18 protein-coding genes are annotated in these 18031 nt (G+C 64.7%); 12 read left to right on the plus strand and 6 right to left on the minus strand.

Features of this window, described 5'->3' with window-relative positions:
- Nucleotides 1-33 precede the first annotated feature (33 nt).
- Nucleotides 34-780 (minus strand): ABC transporter substrate-binding protein, encoded by a 747-nt coding sequence (locus HWX55_RS32665; RefSeq protein ID WP_244140690.1) that lies wholly within the window; start codon nucleotides 778-780, stop codon nucleotides 34-36.
- Nucleotides 781-1098: 318 nt separating this feature from the next.
- Between HWX55_RS32665 and HWX55_RS32670 the strand changes: the two genes are divergently transcribed.
- The 10 genes from HWX55_RS32670 (at nucleotide 1099) to HWX55_RS32715 (ending at nucleotide 9772) form a co-directional block, all read left to right on the plus strand.
- Entirely contained in the window at nucleotides 1099-1449 is a 351-nt protein-coding gene (locus HWX55_RS32670; RefSeq protein WP_175978728.1) for a RidA family protein, read from the plus strand.
- Nucleotides 1450-1467: 18 nt separating this feature from the next.
- Entirely contained in the window at nucleotides 1468-2712 is a 1245-nt protein-coding gene (locus HWX55_RS32675; protein WP_175978715.1) for a D-amino acid dehydrogenase, read from the plus strand.
- On the plus strand, nucleotides 2709-3524 hold the full coding sequence (locus HWX55_RS32680) for an aspartate/glutamate racemase family protein (protein WP_175978716.1): 816 nt from the start codon (nucleotides 2709-2711) through the stop codon (nucleotides 3522-3524). The genes HWX55_RS32675 and HWX55_RS32680 overlap by 4 nt, the downstream gene beginning before the upstream one ends.
- A gap of 90 nt (nucleotides 3525-3614) precedes the next feature.
- Entirely contained in the window at nucleotides 3615-4316 is a 702-nt protein-coding gene (locus HWX55_RS32685) for a GntR family transcriptional regulator (protein ID WP_175978717.1), read from the plus strand.
- A gap of 151 nt (nucleotides 4317-4467) precedes the next feature.
- Complete coding sequence (locus HWX55_RS32690; protein WP_175978718.1) at nucleotides 4468-5352, plus strand: glycosyltransferase family 2 protein; 885 nt, start codon at nucleotides 4468-4470, stop codon at nucleotides 5350-5352.
- Nucleotides 5353-5430: 78 nt separating this feature from the next.
- Nucleotides 5431-6366 carry a dihydrodipicolinate synthase family protein gene (locus HWX55_RS32695; protein WP_175978719.1) on the plus strand — a complete coding sequence of 312 codons (936 nt, stop codon included), beginning with the start codon at nucleotides 5431-5433 and terminating at the stop codon, nucleotides 6364-6366.
- 104 nt (nucleotides 6367-6470) lie between these two features.
- Nucleotides 6471-7649 (plus strand): L-rhamnonate dehydratase, encoded by a 1179-nt coding sequence (gene rhmD, locus HWX55_RS32700; protein WP_124653406.1) that lies wholly within the window; start codon nucleotides 6471-6473, stop codon nucleotides 7647-7649.
- Between the two features lie 17 nt (nucleotides 7650-7666).
- Nucleotides 7667-8455 (plus strand): SDR family NAD(P)-dependent oxidoreductase, encoded by a 789-nt coding sequence (locus tag HWX55_RS32705; RefSeq protein WP_175978720.1) that lies wholly within the window; start codon nucleotides 7667-7669, stop codon nucleotides 8453-8455.
- A gap of 17 nt (nucleotides 8456-8472) precedes the next feature.
- The gene (rhaM, locus tag HWX55_RS32710; protein WP_069620467.1) at nucleotides 8473-8787 is read left to right on the plus strand and encodes an L-rhamnose mutarotase; all 315 of its coding nucleotides are present in this window, start codon (nucleotides 8473-8475) and stop codon (nucleotides 8785-8787) included.
- 88 nt (nucleotides 8788-8875) lie between these two features.
- Nucleotides 8876-9772 (plus strand): amidohydrolase family protein, encoded by an 897-nt coding sequence (locus tag HWX55_RS32715; protein WP_175978721.1) that lies wholly within the window; start codon nucleotides 8876-8878, stop codon nucleotides 9770-9772.
- A 115-nt stretch (nucleotides 9773-9887) separates the two neighbouring features.
- Here HWX55_RS32715 and HWX55_RS32720 read toward each other — a convergent pair whose 3' ends face one another.
- Nucleotides 9888-10742 carry an SDR family oxidoreductase gene (locus HWX55_RS32720; protein ID WP_175978729.1) on the minus strand — a complete coding sequence of 285 codons (855 nt, stop codon included), beginning with the start codon at nucleotides 10740-10742 and terminating at the stop codon, nucleotides 9888-9890.
- A 104-nt stretch (nucleotides 10743-10846) separates the two neighbouring features.
- Between HWX55_RS32720 and HWX55_RS32725 the strand changes: the two genes are divergently transcribed.
- Nucleotides 10847-11218: a helix-turn-helix domain-containing protein gene (locus HWX55_RS32725; protein WP_244140691.1), complete on the plus strand. Its 372-nt coding sequence runs from the start codon at nucleotides 10847-10849 to the stop codon at nucleotides 11216-11218.
- A 174-nt stretch (nucleotides 11219-11392) separates the two neighbouring features.
- Here the strand turns inward: HWX55_RS32725 and HWX55_RS32730 are convergent, their stop codons facing one another.
- On the minus strand, nucleotides 11393-11707 hold the full coding sequence (locus HWX55_RS32730) for a hypothetical protein (RefSeq protein ID WP_027806289.1): 315 nt from the start codon (nucleotides 11705-11707) through the stop codon (nucleotides 11393-11395).
- Between the two features lie 132 nt (nucleotides 11708-11839).
- Entirely contained in the window at nucleotides 11840-13885 is a 2046-nt protein-coding gene (gene tkt, locus HWX55_RS32735) for a transketolase (RefSeq protein ID WP_175978722.1), read from the minus strand.
- 729 nt (nucleotides 13886-14614) lie between these two features.
- Here tkt and HWX55_RS32740 point away from each other — a divergent pair.
- Nucleotides 14615-16312, plus strand: a complete 1698-nt coding sequence (locus tag HWX55_RS32740; protein ID WP_175978723.1) for a M4 family metallopeptidase — start codon at nucleotides 14615-14617, stop codon at nucleotides 16310-16312.
- A 302-nt stretch (nucleotides 16313-16614) separates the two neighbouring features.
- Here HWX55_RS32740 and HWX55_RS32745 read toward each other — a convergent pair whose 3' ends face one another.
- On the minus strand, nucleotides 16615-17601 hold the full coding sequence (locus HWX55_RS32745; RefSeq protein WP_175978724.1) for an ABC transporter substrate-binding protein: 987 nt from the start codon (nucleotides 17599-17601) through the stop codon (nucleotides 16615-16617).
- 51 nt (nucleotides 17602-17652) lie between these two features.
- Nucleotides 17653-17997: a DUF3088 domain-containing protein gene (locus tag HWX55_RS32750; protein WP_175978725.1), complete on the minus strand. Its 345-nt coding sequence runs from the start codon at nucleotides 17995-17997 to the stop codon at nucleotides 17653-17655.
- Nucleotides 17998-18031 lie beyond the last annotated feature (34 nt).

The raw sequence follows: 18031 nt of genomic DNA on the forward strand, positions 1-18031 counted from the left end.
CAAGCGGGGCATCCGGCACGATTCGTCAGCAACTCAGCGGCCAATCGCATACGAAACCCTTTTAAACAGTGCCCCGATCGTCGGAACGAGGCGCTTTTCAACAGCCTGATAGGCGCTGTAGACATACGCGTCGGGCTGCGCGCGCGATGCCTGCTCCAGTTCGCGGCGATAGGTCGATTGTCCTTCCGTGTAGAGCACCGTCGACACCACCGTGCCGCCGAGCGCCTCGAAACGCTTCCTGAATTCGCCGGCAATCCCCTGGCCGTAGCCGTTGTTCGGCGCGATCAGCGCGATGCGACGCAGCTTGCGGGCGTACACGTCCTGCGCGGCGAAGCGCGCGGAGAGGTCGTCCAGCCCGATCACGCTGAACGAGCCCGCGCCGATCTTGCGCACCTGCTGACTCGACGAGCCGATGTTGATGTGCACGTCGCCCTGACGCACGAGGAACTGTCCGACCGGTATCGTGACCGACGACGAGAATTCGCCGAGCACGACCGGCACGTGTTCGACGGTCGCGAGCTTGCGCGCGGCGTCGAGCGCGGTATTGGCCGAGCCGCCCGAATCCTCGATGCGCACGGCGAGCTTCTGGCCCAGCACGCCGCCTTTCGCGTTGATCTGCGCGACGGCGAGCTCGATGCCGCGGCGCTGGTCTTCGCCGATCGACGCACTCGCGCCGGTCAGCGGCAGCACCGCACCCACGCTGACGTCGGCTTGCGCAGCGCCCGACGCAAGCGCCCCGAGCGCGATCCAGATACCGATACTCCACTGACTTGCCTTCATCTTCGTTCTCCCGTCGCATGGTCGGCCGCACGGTTGGCGGCATGGTTTGATATACAGAAGTGTCGACAGAATCACAGAACAAAAATCGTTTGCAAATAAATTTTCGAGTCGCTGTGAGGAATGGCGAAAACATTGTTTGAGATAGAAAATTCTCCCTGTTTTCATGCATTTATGCACGCGGATAAAGCGCGTGGATAGCCGTGGTGCACGGGCGCGCCAATCCGGCGCAATCGACAATATTTCTGAAAAAAGTGTATACAGAGGTGAATTGCAGTGCTTAAATCTGCCCAACTCGACACGACCTCGGAGGGCAGTCAGATGGTGGAGATCAAGCGATACGGCGTAAGTGAACGGATGAGCCAACTGGTGGTCGTGGGCGGGCTGGCCTTCGTCGCGGGGCAGGTGGCGGACGACACGTCGCTCGACGTGGCGGGGCAGACCCGTCAGATTCTCGACAAGATCGACCGGCTGCTCGAAGACGCCGGGCTCGACAAGCGCCGGATCGTGTCCGCAAGCATCTGGCTGGCCGACTATCGCAGCTTCGCCGAGATGAACAGCGTATGGGACGCGTGGGTGCCACAGGGCGAGTCACCGGCACGCGCATGCGTCGAATCGAAGCTCGCGTTTCCGCAGTACACGGTCGAGATCGCGGCGATCGCCGCGAGCTAGCGCACGGAGAACCAGACGATGAAGACGATCGTGCTCGGCGGCGGCATCGTCGGCGTAACGACTGCGTATTTTCTCGCGAAGGCCGGCGACGAGGTGACGGTGATCGAACGTCGCGACGGCGTCGCGCTCGAAACGAGCTTCGCGAACGCGGGGTTGATCGCGCCCGGCCATTCGTACACCTGGGCATCGCCGCGCGCGCCGAAGATTCTCTTCAAGTCGCTGTTTGCCGACGGCCAGGCGCTGCGGCTCAAATGGACGCCCGACTGGCGGATGTGGGCCTGGTGTGCGCTGTTCCTGCAGAACTGCACGGCCGAGCGCTCGCGACGCAACACGTCGATCAAGGTGAGGCTGTGTCGTTACGCGCAGCAGCGGCTTCAGCAGGCGACGAATGACGAACTGCTCGAGTACGACCGGACGAGCGGCGGGCTGTTGTACCTGTATCGCGACCCTGCATCGTTCGAGCGCGGCGTCGCGAACATGCGGATCCTGACCGACAACGGCCTGCCGCTCGACATCCTCGATGCGCGGGCCACCGTCGAACGCGAGCCGGCGCTGCGCCACGCGGCGGCCGGGATCGCGGGCGCGATCCATTGCCCGAGCGACGAGAGCGGCGACGCGCATCTGTTCACGCGCGCGCTGGCCGAACGCTGCCGCGCGCTCGGCGTCGAATTCCGCTTCGGCACGTCGATCGACGGCGTGCGCGCGAGCGCCGATGCGATAGACTACGTCGAGACGTCGCAGGGCCGCGTGACCGGCGATCGATACGTGCTCGCGCTCGGCGCGTACTCGCCGTTCGTCGCGCGCACGCTCGGCTACCGGCTGCCGATCTATCCGGTCAAGGGGTACTCGGTCACGCTGCCGATCGACGACACGCACGAGCCGCCCGCGCTCGGCGGCGTCGAGGAGAACCAGCTCGTCGCATGGGCGCGCTTCGGCGACCGGCTGCGGCTGACCGCGACCGCCGAGTTCAGCGGCTACGACACCACGCATTCGCCGGGCGATTTCGCGCACATGCTGGCCACCGCGCAGGCACTGTTTCCGAACGGCGCCGACTACGCGAAGCCGTCGTACTGGGCCGGGCTGCGGCCGATGACGCCGGAGGGCACGCCGATCATCGGCGCATCCCGGCACCGCAACCTGTTTTTCAACACCGGCCACGGCCATATGGGCTGGACCATGTCGTGCGGCACCGCGAAGATCGTCGCGGATCTGATCCACGGCAAGCAGCCCGACATCGACATCACCGGGATGACCCTGCAATGAGCGAACTTCTCTCCACCTCCGACGCGTCCGATCCGGGTGTCGGCGCGGGCCCGGCGCGCGATGCGTACGCGCGCTTCGATTTCTCGCTCGACGCCGGCATCGCGCGGCGCGCGGCGATCGGCCTCGTCGTGCTGGCGACCGATCATACGATCGAATACGAGTGGCGACGTCTGCTCGCGATCGATGGCGTCGCGTTCTACGAAAGCCGGATCGCGAATTCGGCCGAGATCACCGCCGAGACGCTCGCGCGGATGGACGGCGGGATCTGCGCCGCGGTCGAATTGATCCGGCCGGGCGAGCGCCTCGACGTCGTCGCGTTCGGCTGCACGTCGGCATCGATGGTGCTCGGCGAGGAGCGCGTGTTCGAGCGCATCCGCGAGGCGCGGCCCGGCGTCGCGTGCACCACGCCGATTACCGCGGCGCGCGTCGCACTGACGGCGCTCGGCGCACGCGGGGTCGCGCTGCTGACGCCGTACGAGCGCACGATCAACGATGCGATGGCCGCGTACCTGCGCGCGCGCGGCGTCGATATCGTGCGGGTCGGATCGTTCGAGCACCGCGACGACAACGAGGTCGCCCGCATCGAGCGCGCGTCGATCGAGCACGCGGTGCTGACGCTCGCCGCCGATCCGGCCGTCGACGCCGTATTCGTGTCGTGCACGAGCCTGCGCATCGTCGATGCGCTGGCCGATATCGAAGCGCGCGCGGGCAAACCCGTACTGTCGAGCAATCACGCGCTCGCCTGGCACGCGCTGCGGCTCGCGGGCGTCGACGATCCCGTGCCGGGCTTCGGCAGCCTGCTGATGCGCTGACGCATGGCTCATGCATGTAAAAAGACGCGCGCAGGCAAATTGCCGATGGATAATGACGCGCGGTGACAACAGGTGGAACCAGGAGACGAGATGTCGACTTCCGTTATGGCTGGCCGGGAGACCGCGGCGCCGACGCGCACGGGCCTTACGGTCAACGAGATTTACGAGCAGTTGAAACAGATGGCCGTGCTGTACGAGATCCGGCCGGGCGAACGGTTCAACGAGCTGGAGCTTGCCGAGCGCTTCAACGTGAGTCGCACGCCGATTCGCGAGGCGCTGAACCGGCTCGTTGCCGAAAACCTGCTGGTGTTCGTGCCGAACCGCGGTTTCTTCATTCGGGAACTGGAGGGGAAGGATGTGTTCGATCTGTTCGAATTGCGTCGCTCGATCGAGACGACCGCGGTGATGCTCGCGTGCGAACGCGCGTCGGACAACGACATCAAGGCGCTGCGACGCTTCTGGAAGCAGGTGATGAAGAATGCGGCGCGGATGTCGTCGGCCGAGCTGGTCGTCAAGGACGAGCAGTTTCACCTGGAGCTGGCCGCGTTGTCGGGCAATGCCGAGATCGGCCGGGTGCTGCAAGGGATCAACGCGCGGATTCACTACGTGCGCTGGGTCGATGTCGATCAGCGGCGCAACGAGGCGTTTACCGAGCATCTCGAGATTCTCGACGCGCTTGCCGAACGCGATGCGGAACGTTGCGCGACGCTGACCGACACGCATATCCGCTGGCGGATGGAGGAAATCACGCGCGTCGTCCAGGCGAGCGTCGTCAAGCTGTACGCAAAATAAGGAAAGGCCGGCAGCACTTGCGACGATCGCGTGCAGCACGCGAACGGGCAGGGCAGGCGGGCCGACGAGACAAGCAGTCGTGCAAAGGAGGACGGGCCGCCCGGATCGACCGGCGCGGCGCATCGCTACTTGATCGTCACGAGGTGCCGTCATGACACACGGTACGTTGGTCACGCTGTATAAACCCTCCGCGGCGCAGATCGAGCATTTGCTGACCTTGCCCGCGAAAAGCCCCGCCGTCGTCGCGGTCGACAATTCGCCCGTCGCCGATCGTGCGCTGTACGCACGGCTCGCCGCAGGCGGCGTCGACGTGATCGCGAATCACAATCGCGGCGGCATCGCCGGTGCGTTCAACGCCGGCGTCGAATTCCTGATCGGCCGCGGCTGCGACGTCTTCTTCATCTTCGATCAGGATTCGCACGTTCCGGACGACTATTTCGATCGCATGCTCGCCGGCTGTGCGCGGGTGGGCGACAGCCGCTTCCTGGTCGGCCCGCGGATCTTCAACCGTAATTTCCAGCGCGACCTGCCGTTGTTCACGGTGCGCCGCTGGTCCGCGCAGATCACGCCGATCCACGGCGGCGCGCAGGGCCTGCTGTCATGCTCGGTCATCATCTCGTCGGGCACCGCGATCTCGCTCGACGCGTATCGCGCGCTCGGCCGCTTCCGCGAGGACTTCTTCATCGACCACGTCGACGCGGAATACTGCATGCGCGCGCAGGCGCACGGCGTGCCGGTATGCGTCAACGCCGACGTGTCGCTGCCCCACGAACTCGGCAGCCCGTCCGCGCAGCAGCACTGGCCGCGCGTCGAGATCTTCGATCAGAGCGCGCTGCGCCACTACTATGCGGCTCGCAACTGCATCCTCGTCGCGCGCGACTACTGGCGGCGCTATCCGGCGATGCTGCTGATCAATCTCATCACGCTCAAGCACGTCGCGTTCGTGCTGCTGCATGCGCGCAACAAGCGGCTGAAGCTGAAGGCCATTTATTGCGGCGTGACGGACGGGTTGCGAGGGCGGTACGGGCGCGTGTGACGCGTGATTTATCGTGGCATTGGCGCTCGACCAACGCGCCATACAATTCGGATCACTGATTATAAGAGAGGGTTACAGATGAGCTTGCTTACGCCGATTCACCGCCGCTATACGGGCGCGTTCTCCGTCGCGCCGACGATCTTCACCGAGTCGGGCGAGATCGATATGCCGGGCCAGAAGCGCTGTGTCGACTTCATCATCGACGCCGGAGCGGACGGCCTGTGCATCCTCGCGAACTACTCGGAACAGTTTTCGTTGACCGACGACGAGCGCGAGCGGCTCATCGCGGCGATCCTCGAACACGTGGCGGGACGCGTGCCGGTGATCGTGACGACCACGCATTTCAATCCGACGATCTGCGCGGCGCGCAGCCGCGCCGCGCAGGCGGCCGGTGCGGCGATGGTGATGGTGATGCCGCCGTACCACGGCGCGACGATTCGCTGCGGCGAGGCCGCGATCGAGCAGTTCTATGCGGCGCTTTCCGACGCGATCGAGATCCCGATCATGTACCAGGACGCGCCGATGAGCGGCACGCAGGTATCGGCCGCATTTCTGGCGCGCCTCGCGCACACGATTCCGAATCTGCGCTATTTCAAGATCGAGGTGCCGCAGTCGGCCGCGAAGCTGCGCGAACTGATCGCGCTTGGCGGCGACGCGATCGAGGGGCCGTTCGACGGCGAGGAGGCGATCACGCTGCTCGCCGATCTCGATGCGGGCGCAACCGGCAGCATCCTCGGCGGCGGCTATCCGGACGGGCTGCGGCCGATTCTCGCCGCGTATCTCGCCGGGCAGCGCGACGACGCGGTCGCCCAGTACGAGCAATGGCTGCCGTTGATCAATTACGAGAACCGTCAGGCCGGCCTGCTGGCGGCGAAGGCGCTGATGAAGGAGGGCGGCGTGATCGCATCGGACGCGCCGCGCCGTCCGCTCGCGCCGCTGCATCCGGCGACGCGCGCGGGCCTGATCGAGATCGCGCGACGGCTCGACGCGCTGGTGCTGCGCTGGGCACGCTGACGCTCCGTTCTCGCGGAACGACGTGGCGATTTCCGCCGCCATCCGTGCGCCCGACGCGTACGGGCGGCTTCCGCACTCGAAGACCCAACCAAGGAACCCGAAGAATGAGCATGCCGACGATACGCGCGGTCCGCGCGCTGACGGTGCGTGGTGGCGGTGCCGACTACCACGATCAGGATGCCGGTCACTGGATCGACGACCACATTGCGACGCCGATGTCGCGCTACCCCGAATACCGGCAGAGCCGCCAGTCGTTCGGCATCAACGTGCTCGGCACGCTCGTGATCGAAGTCGAGGCCAGCGATGGCACGGTCGGGTTTGCGGTGACGACCGGCGGCGAGATCGGCGCGTTCATCGTCGAGCGGCATCTCGCGCGTTTCATCGAAGGGCAGCGCGTGACCGACATCGAGAAGATGTGGGATCAGATGTTCCATGCAACGCTGTACTACGGGCGCAAGGGTGTCGTGCTCAATGCGATTTCCGGTGTCGACCTCGCGCTGTGGGACCTGCTCGCGAAGGTCCGGCAGGAGCCCGTGCACCAGTTGCTCGGCGGCAAGGTGCGCGACGAGCTGGAGTTCTATGCGACCGGCGCGCGCCCCGATCTCGCGAAGGAGATGGGTTTCATCGGCGGCAAGCTGCCGTTGCATCACGGCCCGGCCGAGGGCGAGGTCGGCCTGCGTCGCAATCTCGATGCGCTCGCCGAGATGCGTTCGCGCGTCGGCGCCGATTTCTGGCTGATGCTCGACTGCTGGATGAGTCTCGACGTGCCGTATGCGACGCGGCTCGCGCATGAAGCGCATGCGCTCGGCCTGAAATGGATCGAGGAATGCCTGCCGCCCGACGACTATTGGGGCTATGCGAAGCTGCGCCGCGACGTGCCGCGCGGCATGCTCGTCACGACCGGCGAGCACGAGGCGACCCGCTGGGGCTTTCGCATGCTGCTGGAGATGGAGTGCTGCGACATCATTCAGCCGGACGTAGGCTGGTGCGGCGGGCTCACCGAGTTGATGCGGATCTCGGCGCTCGCCGATGCGCGTGGCGTGCTGGTGATTCCGCACGGCTCGTCGGTCTACAGCTATCACTTCGTCGCGACGCGGCACAACAGCCCGTTCGCCGAATTCCTGATGATGGCGCCGCAGGCCGATCGTGTCGTGCCGATGTTCGATCCGCTGCTGCTCGATGAGCCGGTGCCGGTCGGCGGGCGGATGAAGGTGCCCGACACGCCCGGTTTCGGCGTGCGCCTGAATCCGGACGTGCGCATGCAGCGCCCGTATGAACACTGAGCGTACGGAGGGGCGCAATGACGAAATTGCTCGAGGACAGGATCGTCGTCGTGACGGGCGGATCGCGCGGGATCGGCCGCGCGATCGCGCTGGCGTGTGCGCGGCATGGCGCCGACATCGTCGTCAACTACTGGACGAACCCGCTGCTGCCCGCGCAGGCCGAGCACGAGATCGACGCGCTCGTCGACGCGATCCGCGCGACGGGGCGCGATGCGCTGGCCGTACCGGGCGACGTCGCGCAACCGGACACGGCCAGCGCGCTCGTCGCGGCCGCGGTCGAGCGATTCGGCCGGATCGACGTGCTGGCGAGCAATGCCGGCATCTGCCCGTTCCACGGGTTCCTGGATTTGCCGCCCGAGCTGCTGCAACGAACGATGGCAGTGAACCTGCACGGCGCGTTCTACATGACCCAGGCCGTCGCCCGGCAAATGGCCGCGCAAGGGCACGGCGGCGCGATCGTCGCGACCAGTTCGATCAGCGCGCTGGTTGGCGGCGGCATGCAGACGCACTACACGCCGACCAAGGCCGGCGTCCATGCGCTGATGCAGTCGTGCGCGGTCGCGCTCGCGCCGCATCGGATCCGCTGCAATTCGGTGCTGCCGGGCACGATCCGCACCGAAATCAACGACGACGATCTCGCCGCGCCCGGCAAGACCGAGTACTTCGAGCGCCGGATTCCGCTCGGCCGCCTCGGCGAGCCGGACGACGTCGCCGACTGCGTCGTGTTTCTCGCGTCCGACATGGCGCGCTACGTGAACGGCGCCGCGCTGCTCGTCGACGGCGGCATGTACGTGAACCTGCAATGAAACCGCGAGGCATGACCATGGAAACGATCGCCTTCAGGATGCGCCTGCACCCCGGCAAGCGGGACGAATACCGGCGCCGGCACGATGCGATCTGGCCGGAACTCGCCGACGCGCTTCGCGCAGCGGGTATCTCGGACTACTGGATCTTTCTCGACGACGACACCCATCACCTGTTCGCCGTGCTCAAACGGCCGGCCGATCACCGGATCGCGCAACTCGCCGAAACGGACGTGATGCGTCGCTGGTGGGCGTACATGGCCGACCTGATGGCGACCGGGCCGGACGGACGTCCGGTCGAGAAATCGCTGGAGCCGATGTTTCATCTGGAGTGACGCCGGCCCGTTCAACGGATCGGCAACGCTCGACGTGTGCCGACCCATTGCAGCGGATCATCGTGTCGCATGAACTGACGGAGCCCACATGCAGGTTGTCGATCCCCATGTCCATTTCTGGGACGCCGACGCGCTGAGTTACAGCTGGCTCGATCGCGCGCAGCCGGCGTTCTCGGGCGCGGTGGCGGACTTGCCGCGCCGCTACCTGCCCGCGGACCTGCGCGCGGACGCCGGCGCGGATATCGACGTGCTGAAGGTCGTGCATGTCGAGGCGATCCACGATGCGTGGACGACGCCGAGCGAAGTCGACTGGCTGCAGGCGCTGGCCGATGCGCCGGCGAGCGGCGGGATGCCGGACGGCATCGTCGCGGGCGTCGACCTGTTCGCGCCGGACGCACGCATCCGGCTCGCCGGCGCGGCGGCGCATCCGAACGTGCGCGGCATCCGGCAGGTGTTGAACCGGCATCCGGACCCCTGGTACAACTACGTCGACGTGGAGTATCTGGCCGAACCGCGCTGGCGAGAGAACTTCGGGATGCTGAGCGAGTTCGGTTTGTCGTTCGACCTGCAGTTGTACCCGGCCCAGGTTGGCGCCGCGCTCGCCGTCCTCGATGCGCATCCCGACACGTCCGTAATCGTCAATCACACGGGCATGTTCGTCGACCGGACTAGCGTGCACGGCTGGCGCGAGTGGCGCGACGGATTGCGCGGGCTCGCGCGGCGGGCGAACGTGACGATGAAGCTGTCCGGGCTCGCGATGTTCGACCATCGCTGGACGGTCGAAAGTTTCCGCCCGTATGTACTGGAGGCGATCGACGCGTTCGGCGCGGCGCGCTGCATGTTCGCGTCGAACTTCCCGGTCGATCGGCTCCATGCCGGCTATCAAGCGCTCTGGCACGCTTATGCGGCGATCGTCGCGGGCGCCCGCGACGATGAGCGCGAGGCGCTGTTCGTCCACAATGCGCTGCGAACTTACCGGTTGTGAGCCACGTGCCGGCCATCGGGTGGCGTGCGTTGTTGCCGAAGCGCGTGCCGGCAGCATCAGCCGAACGCGCACGCTGCAGCGGCGCAGGCTGATGCTTCATCGGGACTTGTTCGCCCTAATCGCGCAACGCAGTCGCGACGACGCTCGCCAACGGCGTCGTGGGCCGACCGATCAATCGCGCGAGGGCGCCGCCGTCGTCGAACAGCGCACCGCGCGACGCGGCCACGTCGGCATCGGCCAGGACGCCGGCAAACTCGGGCGGCAACCCGGCGCTCGTCAGCGCGTCTGCATAAGCGTCCTGCGCAAGATCGTTGTAGACGACGGTCTTGCCGGACTGCCGCGAAACCTCCGCGGCTAGCTGCGCCAGCGTGTACGCATCGTTTGCCGCCAGTTCATGGGTTTTTCCTGCGTGGCCGTCCGTCGTCAGTACCACGGCCGCGGCAGCCGCATAGTCCTTCCGTGCGGCAGCAGAGAAGCGCCCGTCCTTCGCGGCCCCGATGAACGCGCCATGCTGGAGCGCAGCGGGAAGGGCCATCAGATGGTTCTCGGTGTACCAGCCATTGCGCAGGATGACGGCGGGGAGGCCGGAGGCCGCGATGGCTTCTTCCGTCTGCCGGTGCTCGATCGCGAGTCGGACGGGCGACGTGTCGGCGTGCAGCATGCTCGTATAGGCGAGCAACGAGACTTCAGCCCGCCGGGCCGCGTCGATCACCGCGCGGTGCAATGGCAGGCGGCCGGCAACTTCGGTCGACGAGATCAGCAGGAGTTTGTCGACACCGAGGAACGCGGTGGCGAGCGTTTCAGGCCGCTTGTAGTCGGCCTCGCGCACCACCACGCCGCGCGCTTCAAGGTCGCGTGCCTTCGCCGGATTCCTGACCGCCGCGACGATCCGGTTGGCCGGCACGGTTTCAAGCAATGCGTCGATCACAAGGCGCCCGAGTTGCCCGGATGCTCCCGTTATTGCATACATGTTCATGCTCTCCGTGTATCGATAGGTGAGGCTCCAAGTGTAGGGATGAAGGTTTCCATTGGAAACCACCTATCCATCGGTTACCATCATTTTCAAGTAACCAAATGGAAACCATTCACGGTGCGACGATGGGCTTGAGAATGCGAAAGAAGGTGGAGCCGCTTCCCGGCTGCCCGATGTCGAAATGCATGGCGTTGATTGGCGGTCTGTGGACGCCCGAACTGATCTGGTGCCTGAGCAATGGGCCGCGTCGGTTTTCGGAGTTGAGGCGCGATAACCCGACCATCACCGCGAAGGTGCTGACCGGCAGGCTGCGTGATCTCGAGGAGCGGGGCGTGATCCGGCGAAGCGTGTTGCCGACGTCGCCGCCGTCCGTGGAATACGAGTTGACGTCGCTCGGCCAGGAACTGCTGCCGGCGATTACGTCGATCGTGGAGGTTGGGTCGCGCTTGCTGCTTCGCGATCGGGCGCGCTAGCGATTCGCGACCGCGCGCGCGCTACCGCGCCTCCGTCGAACGCCTGCGCTTCGGATTCGGCAACGGCTGACGCGTTCGCTCATCGCGTCGCGGATCCAGCGGTGGGCCGGCTCGTGATGAAAACGCGGATGCCGAAACAGATCACCGGGTACGACACCCCGCCGGCGCAACGCTTTACGCGTCTTTCAGCCAGGGCATTTCCACGGGCGACACGACCAGTTGGCGGAACTCGCGTTTCAGATCGAAGATAAACCCGACCAGGATCATCGAGTCGGCGTAAGGAATCGGAAAGACCTGCGGATTTTCCGGCGTACGCAGCGGGCGCTCCGGCGTGTCCGCCGTCGCCGCGGCGTTTTCGCGAACGCTTTCCAGGTCGTCTGCCATGGCCGGGCCGCCGGCTTTCAGCACACGGCTACGCAGCTCGCTGAAAGGTTCGATGCGCGCGGCGTCTTCGTGGTATTCGGGCACTTCATAAACGAACCAGGACATTGTCGTCTCCCATGTGAAGGGGCGCTATTCTAACGCTACGCGCGAATCCACCGAAAATCGAGGCCGCCCACTTCTCAAAGCACATCCACGAGCCCTGCAAGGTCATCGCATCCGAGGCGGATTGCAGCAATGTCACACTTCGGATAACACCTGATGCGCCGCGCGAACCACCGCATCTACCGTGATGCCAAACTTGTCGTACACGTCCTTGATTTTCCCGGACTCGCCGAAGCTGTGCATGCCGACGAACCGGCCTTCCGGTCCGATGTACCGTTCCCATCCCAGTTCGACCGCCGCCTCGACTGCGACCCTCGCGGGAGAAACGCCCAGCACGGCCCGCCGGTAATCGCGTGGCTGCTCCTCGAAGAGCAGGCGGCACGGCATCGATACGACGGCCGTCGGCACGCCGTCCTGTTGCAGGATGTCGCGTGCCTGGACGGCGAGGTCGACCTCCGAGCCTGTCGCAATCAGCGTGAGTTGGCGCGGCCCGCCATCGGCCTCCCGCAAAATATAGGCGCCCCGCGCCGACTTGTTTTCGTTTCCAGGCTCGTTGCGCAGGAGCGGGACCGGCTGGCGTGACAATGCGAGGAGTGCAGCCCTGCGCGGCTGTTCGAGAATCAGTTCCCAGCACTCTGCCGTTTCGACTGGATCGGCCGGCCGATAGACGGCGAGTTGCGGAATGGCGCGAAGCGCGGCAAGGTGCTCGACGGGTTGATGAGTCGGCCCATCTTCTCCGAGACCGATGGAATCGTGCGTCATCACGAAGATGGATCGCACCCGCATCATCGCGCTTAACCGGATCGCCGGGCGGCAGTAGTCCGAAAAGCAAAGGAAGGTGCCTCCGTACGGAATGAGGCCACCATGAAGGGCAATGCCGTTCATCGCGGCGGCCATGCCGTGTTCGCGGACGCCGTAGTGGAGGTATGAACCCTTGAACCGGCCAGGCTCGATCGCGATTTGGTTCTTCGTCTTCGTATTGTTGGACTGCGTAAGATCCGCCGAGCCGCCCAGCAATTCCGGAATCGCGTCGAAGAGATAATCAAGCACTTCACCGCTGGCCTTTCGGGTGGCCATTGCACTGCCACTGGCAATAAACGCCCGCCGTGCCGCCGCGATCGCCGCCTTCCAGTCATCCGGAAGCTTTCCCGCATTGCGCCGCTCGAATTCGGTGCGCAGCGCCTGCGGCGCCCGGCGGACACGCTCGTCCCACGCGAGTCTCGTCTTGCGGCCGCGCGCGCCGATCTCCCGCCATGCTTTCAGCAGGTCATCCGGGATTTCAAACGGCGGCGAATGCCAATCGAGGGCCTGGCGTGCGCCCGCGATTTCATCCTCGCCCGGGGCATCGCTATGGGCTTTCTCGGTCCCGGCCTTCGTCGGAAAGCCGAACCCGATGATCGTCCTGCATGCGATCAACGTCGGTCGGTCATGCGTCGTCCGAGCGGTCTCGATAGCGCGCCGTATCGCATCCGTGTCGTGACCGTCGATTTCCAGGACTCGCCATCCAGCCGACTGAAAGCGCTCGATCTCGTTGTCCGAAACCGCGAGCTTGGTCGCGCCGTCGATGGAAATCGAATTGTTGTCCCAGAACGCAATCAATCTGCCCAACCGGAGGTGGCCGGCCAAGGAAATGGCCTCGTGGCTAATGCCTTCCATCACGCAACCGTCGCCGAGAAATACGTACGTGTAGTGGTCGACAAGATCATCGCCGAAGTGCGCATTCATGACGCGTTCGGCCAACGCCATGCCGACGGATTCCGCGACGCCTTGTCCGAGGGGACCGGTAGTCAGTTCGATTCCATCGGCGTGCGAGTATTCCGGATGACCGGGTGTCTTGCTGCCGACTTGCCGGAAGCGCTTGAGTTCATCGAGGGTCATGTCGGCATAGCCCGTGAGATAGAGAAGGCTGTAGAGAAGCATCGACGCGTGTCCGTTGGACAGTACCAACCGGTCTCGATCGATCCAGTGGGGATCCGATGCGTCAAATTTCATGAACTCGTTGAACAGGACCGTCGCGACGTCAGCCAACCCCATTGGCGCACCAGGATGTCCGCTGTTGGCTTTCTGCACTGCATCCATGGCAAGGAAGCGAATACAGTTCGCCAGTGCGCGAAGATGGGGGTCTCGTGGGGGCGGCACCGCTTTTGCAGCCGTCCGGGAATTTGCAGTGGGATCACTCATCGGTTCTCCTGTTTTAGCTCGGAAAGATGAGGCTACGGGGCAAGGTGCATGCCTTCTCGACGGCGGCGAGGTTACGCCGGAATGCGGTTGATATTTGACGTGGCCTTGCTGCACGCTCCGGGATTCGACCCTTTTAAATCGATAATACGCATTATGTCAACTAGGATCGATATAGATACCGTGCGCAGTCTGTAGCCTGCGGTCTGCCAAACCCTCGAACATCGCCGGAAGCGATCAGCAAGATACTTCACCGAATCACCTCCCACTCGTTGTCATGCGAGCATCGCCCGCCCGACGCCCATTGGACATGTAATGACTTCACGTCACAAACAGAAGATATCAAAAGCATTGAAAATTAATTTGATGGCCCGCGAATCGGCAACAATCGAAATCAGTATTCAATAAAGAAATCCCAGCCATCCACTTAACTCGACTTCTCATCGCTTGTCCTCCTTACACACCCGCTACGACGAGAAAACCCCAAAGCGTCTCAGCCACACGTCGTCGATGCATCGCCCCCGTTACCACCACCAACACGATCATTTCAAATTTCTCACCAAATCCCGACTCGATTGACAGTAGCGACATGAAAAATTAATCCAATAGAAAATATCTTGTAATTATAAAAACGACCTCCTAGCATCCCCCTGCTGTTCGCGACATGTCTTGTTTAAAAGTCATCACTTGATGCATTCCTCGAACAAACCCACTCATAACCTGGGGAATTACATGAAGAAACTGTCTCGACTGCTGCCCATCACCGCGATTACCGTCGCGAGTCTCAGCGCTTTTGCCCAGGCCGGCGACCAGCCGGCCGCGGTCGACAAGGCGCTGCAACTGATCCAGCAGAACCCGGCCACCTTCAGTGTGGCGGCCAGCGGCACGGCACGCACGTTGAAGTTCGCGGGGCCACAAGCAGGCGCCCCAACCGACGGCGACCAGTTCCAGGTGCGTGACGTGATCGTCGATCCCGACGGCACCGAGCACGTACGCTTCGATCGCTTCCACGCGGGCCTGCCCGTGATAGGCGGCGACGTGGTCGTCCATTCGAGCAACGGGCAGTTGAAGCAGGCAAGCGTGACGCAGCTCGCACCGATCAATCTCGCCGGCACGATCGGCAAGGTCGGGAACCGCGCCGTGGTACGCAACGCACCCGACGTCGGCGCGACGCGGGCCAGACACATCGCGGCCGCGCGCTTCAACTCGGACGTGCGCCGCGTCGACGAGCCGGAACTCGTCGTGTTCGCCCGCGACGTCACGCCGACGCTGGCCTATGCGGTACGCGTCTACGGCAAGTCGACCGACACGCACGGCGACGCCGTGCTGTACTACGTCGACGCCCGCACCGGCGCCGTGCTCGACGCACAGGACCTGATCAAGACCGCCGCCGCGACCGGCACCGGCCGCTCGCTGTACTACGGCAACCTGACGCTCACGACGGATCAGACCGGCACGAACGCATACCGGATGCTCGATCCGGGCCGCGGCGGCGGCTCGGTCTACGATGGTCGCGGCCTGACCTCGGACGAAGTCGAGCAAGCGACCGACCTGCCGATCTTCACCAGCAGCACGAACGTGTGGGGCAACAACACGACCACCGACCGGCAGACCGTCGCGGCCGACATCGACTACGGGCTCGCGTTGACTTGGGACTACTACAAGACCACGCACAATCGCAACGGCATCTTCAACGACGGTCGCGGCGTGAGAAGCTACGCTCACGTGGTGTTCAATACCGGCAGCGGCACGACCGGCGCGAACGCGGCATGGCTGTCGTCGCGCGTAATGGCGTACGGCGACGGCGAGCCGGGCACGCGCCTGCCGAAGCCCGTGGTGTCGGTCGACGTCGCCGGGCACGAGATGAGTCACGGCGTGACCGAAGCTACCGCCAACCTGAACTATTCGGGCGACGCGGGCGGCCTGAACGAGGCGACGTCCGATATTTTCGGCACGCTCGTGAAGTTCTACGCGAACAATCCGAACGATCCCGGCAACTACGTGATCGGTGCGCGCGTGGTGAGCGGCGGCCTGCGCAAGATGTACAAGCAGGATCTCGACGGCCGGTCGTTCAGTTGCTACCCGTCCGGCGGCTTCTCGTGGTCGAATCCGCGCCACGATCCGCATTTCACGTCGGGAGTCGGCAACCGCTTCTTCTACCTGCTGTCGGAAGGGCCGTCGGTGCCGTCGACCGACACCGGCCTGTCGAGAGCGCAACTGGTCTGCAACGGCGACACGACGTTCAGCGGGCTGGGTCGCGACAAGGCCGGCAAGATCTGGTACCGGACGCTCACCGTGTACCTGAACGCCAACTCGAGCTACCCGAACGCGCGGCGTGCGTCGATCCAGGCGGCCAACGACCTGTATGGCGCGAACTCGGCGGAAAGCGCGACGGTCGCGCGCGCGTGGAGTGCTGTCGGGGTGAATTGACGGCGCTTGTGTGGATACGTCGAACGCCAGAGGTCGCGTGACGGTACTTCGCTTCGGAGGAAAGCGATTCGGTCGTGGTCACGCGGCGCCCGGGTGAATGACGGGAAAGTGCCGACCGACCGCCTGCACGTGCAGGCGGTCGGTCCGTGGACTGCATGTTCTTGCGGTCAAACTGCCGCCCCCAGGACTGCTCATGTTCCAGACTTGGGAAGATTCCTTCGTCAACGGTTCGCTGCTAGGCCGATGCGTTCCGGCGCAACCTGCTTCGCATCTAACCGGCAAGCGCTTTCCGTTTCATCGCGTCACCCCGCCACCACCGCATTGAACGACGTATCCCACAACGGCGCGACACGCGCCGGCCCGTCCAGCACGCCGATGCGCGCAAACACGTCCGCGACCTGCTGATGCTGCGCGACCACGTCGGGCGTCACCGGCAGCAACGCATAGTCTTCGCTGCGCTGGTCGAACATCGTGACGAGATCGGCAACCGGCACACGCGTCTCGTGATTCTGCGCGAGCGCATAGTCGCGGAAATGCCCGTTCGCCCACGCATACGCACGTCGGAACCGAAGCAGCAAATCGCCGGTCGCCGCGCGGCGACGCGCGTCGTCGAGCGTACGCGGATTCGCATACACCGGAAAATTGCCCGACAGATAACCCTTCCCCGTCTTGAGCACGCGGGCGCCGTAGCGGTTGCGCGCAAGCTGGCCGTTGTAGCCGTAGATCGCCCATGCGTCGATGTCGCCGCGATCGTACGCGGACAACCCGTCGGTCGGCGACAGGTTGATCGGCTGGATATCGTCGAAGCTCAGGCCGGCTTCCGCCAGCTGTCGATACAGGAAATAGTGCGACGTCGTCGCGCGCACGTAGCCGACGCGCTTGCCCTTCAGATCCGCGATGCTGCGGATCGGCGTGTCCTTGCGCGCGAGCGTGACCTGGTTGTTCAGGTCTTCGCGCACACGCGAGATGAACTTCACATTGGCTTTCTGGCGCGCGGCGAACACGGCCGGAATTTCGCTACCCGAACCGATATCGAGCGCATCCGCGTTGAGCGCCTCGATATGCAGCACGCCGTTGTTCAGTTCGCGCCAGTCGAGCCGGTACGGCGTGTTGTCGAGCCCGGCCGCCTGCAGCAGCGCGCGCCAGCCGCCCTTGTAGGTCGCGACGCGCAACGTCGTGCCGGCCAGATCGGCATCGGCGGCCGGCGCGGCGAACGCGGCCAATGGGTGCGCCGCGACTGCGGCGCCGGCAAGCAGCAGGCGGCGACGTACCGCCGACATTGACGACATCGGATGCTCCTGTCGATCGGATGGAATCGGATAAGAAGTGGAACCGCCGCGTCAATGCAGCGCCGGAAAACCGTGGCGCTCGACCAGCAGTTCGAGGATGCGGCGCGCGTCGGTGACGAAGCGCACGTCGCCGAGCGTCTGCGCGTCGTCCGGCGCGGGCTGGTCTCGGCCCAGCACGAGCACCGGCAGGCCCTGGTGCGCGTCGTCGAGCACGTCGATCACCGCGGGTCTCGGCCGCTCAAAGGCGACGCGCTTCACGTCGAGACGCGCGGCGAGATCGGGCGCGCTCGCGAGCAGCCCTTCGATCGGCAGTCCATGCGGACAGACGAAGCGCTGACCCGGATGCTTCGGATCGGCAAAGCCTGGTTCCAGCAGAAACAGTACATCGCGACTCATGTCGAATGGCTCCTTTCTCGTTGATTGCACAGTC

Origin of the sequence: Burkholderia sp. BCC1047, assembly GCF_902833155.1 — a bacterium.
Lineage (GTDB): Bacteria > Pseudomonadota > Gammaproteobacteria > Burkholderiales > Burkholderiaceae > Burkholderia > Burkholderia sola.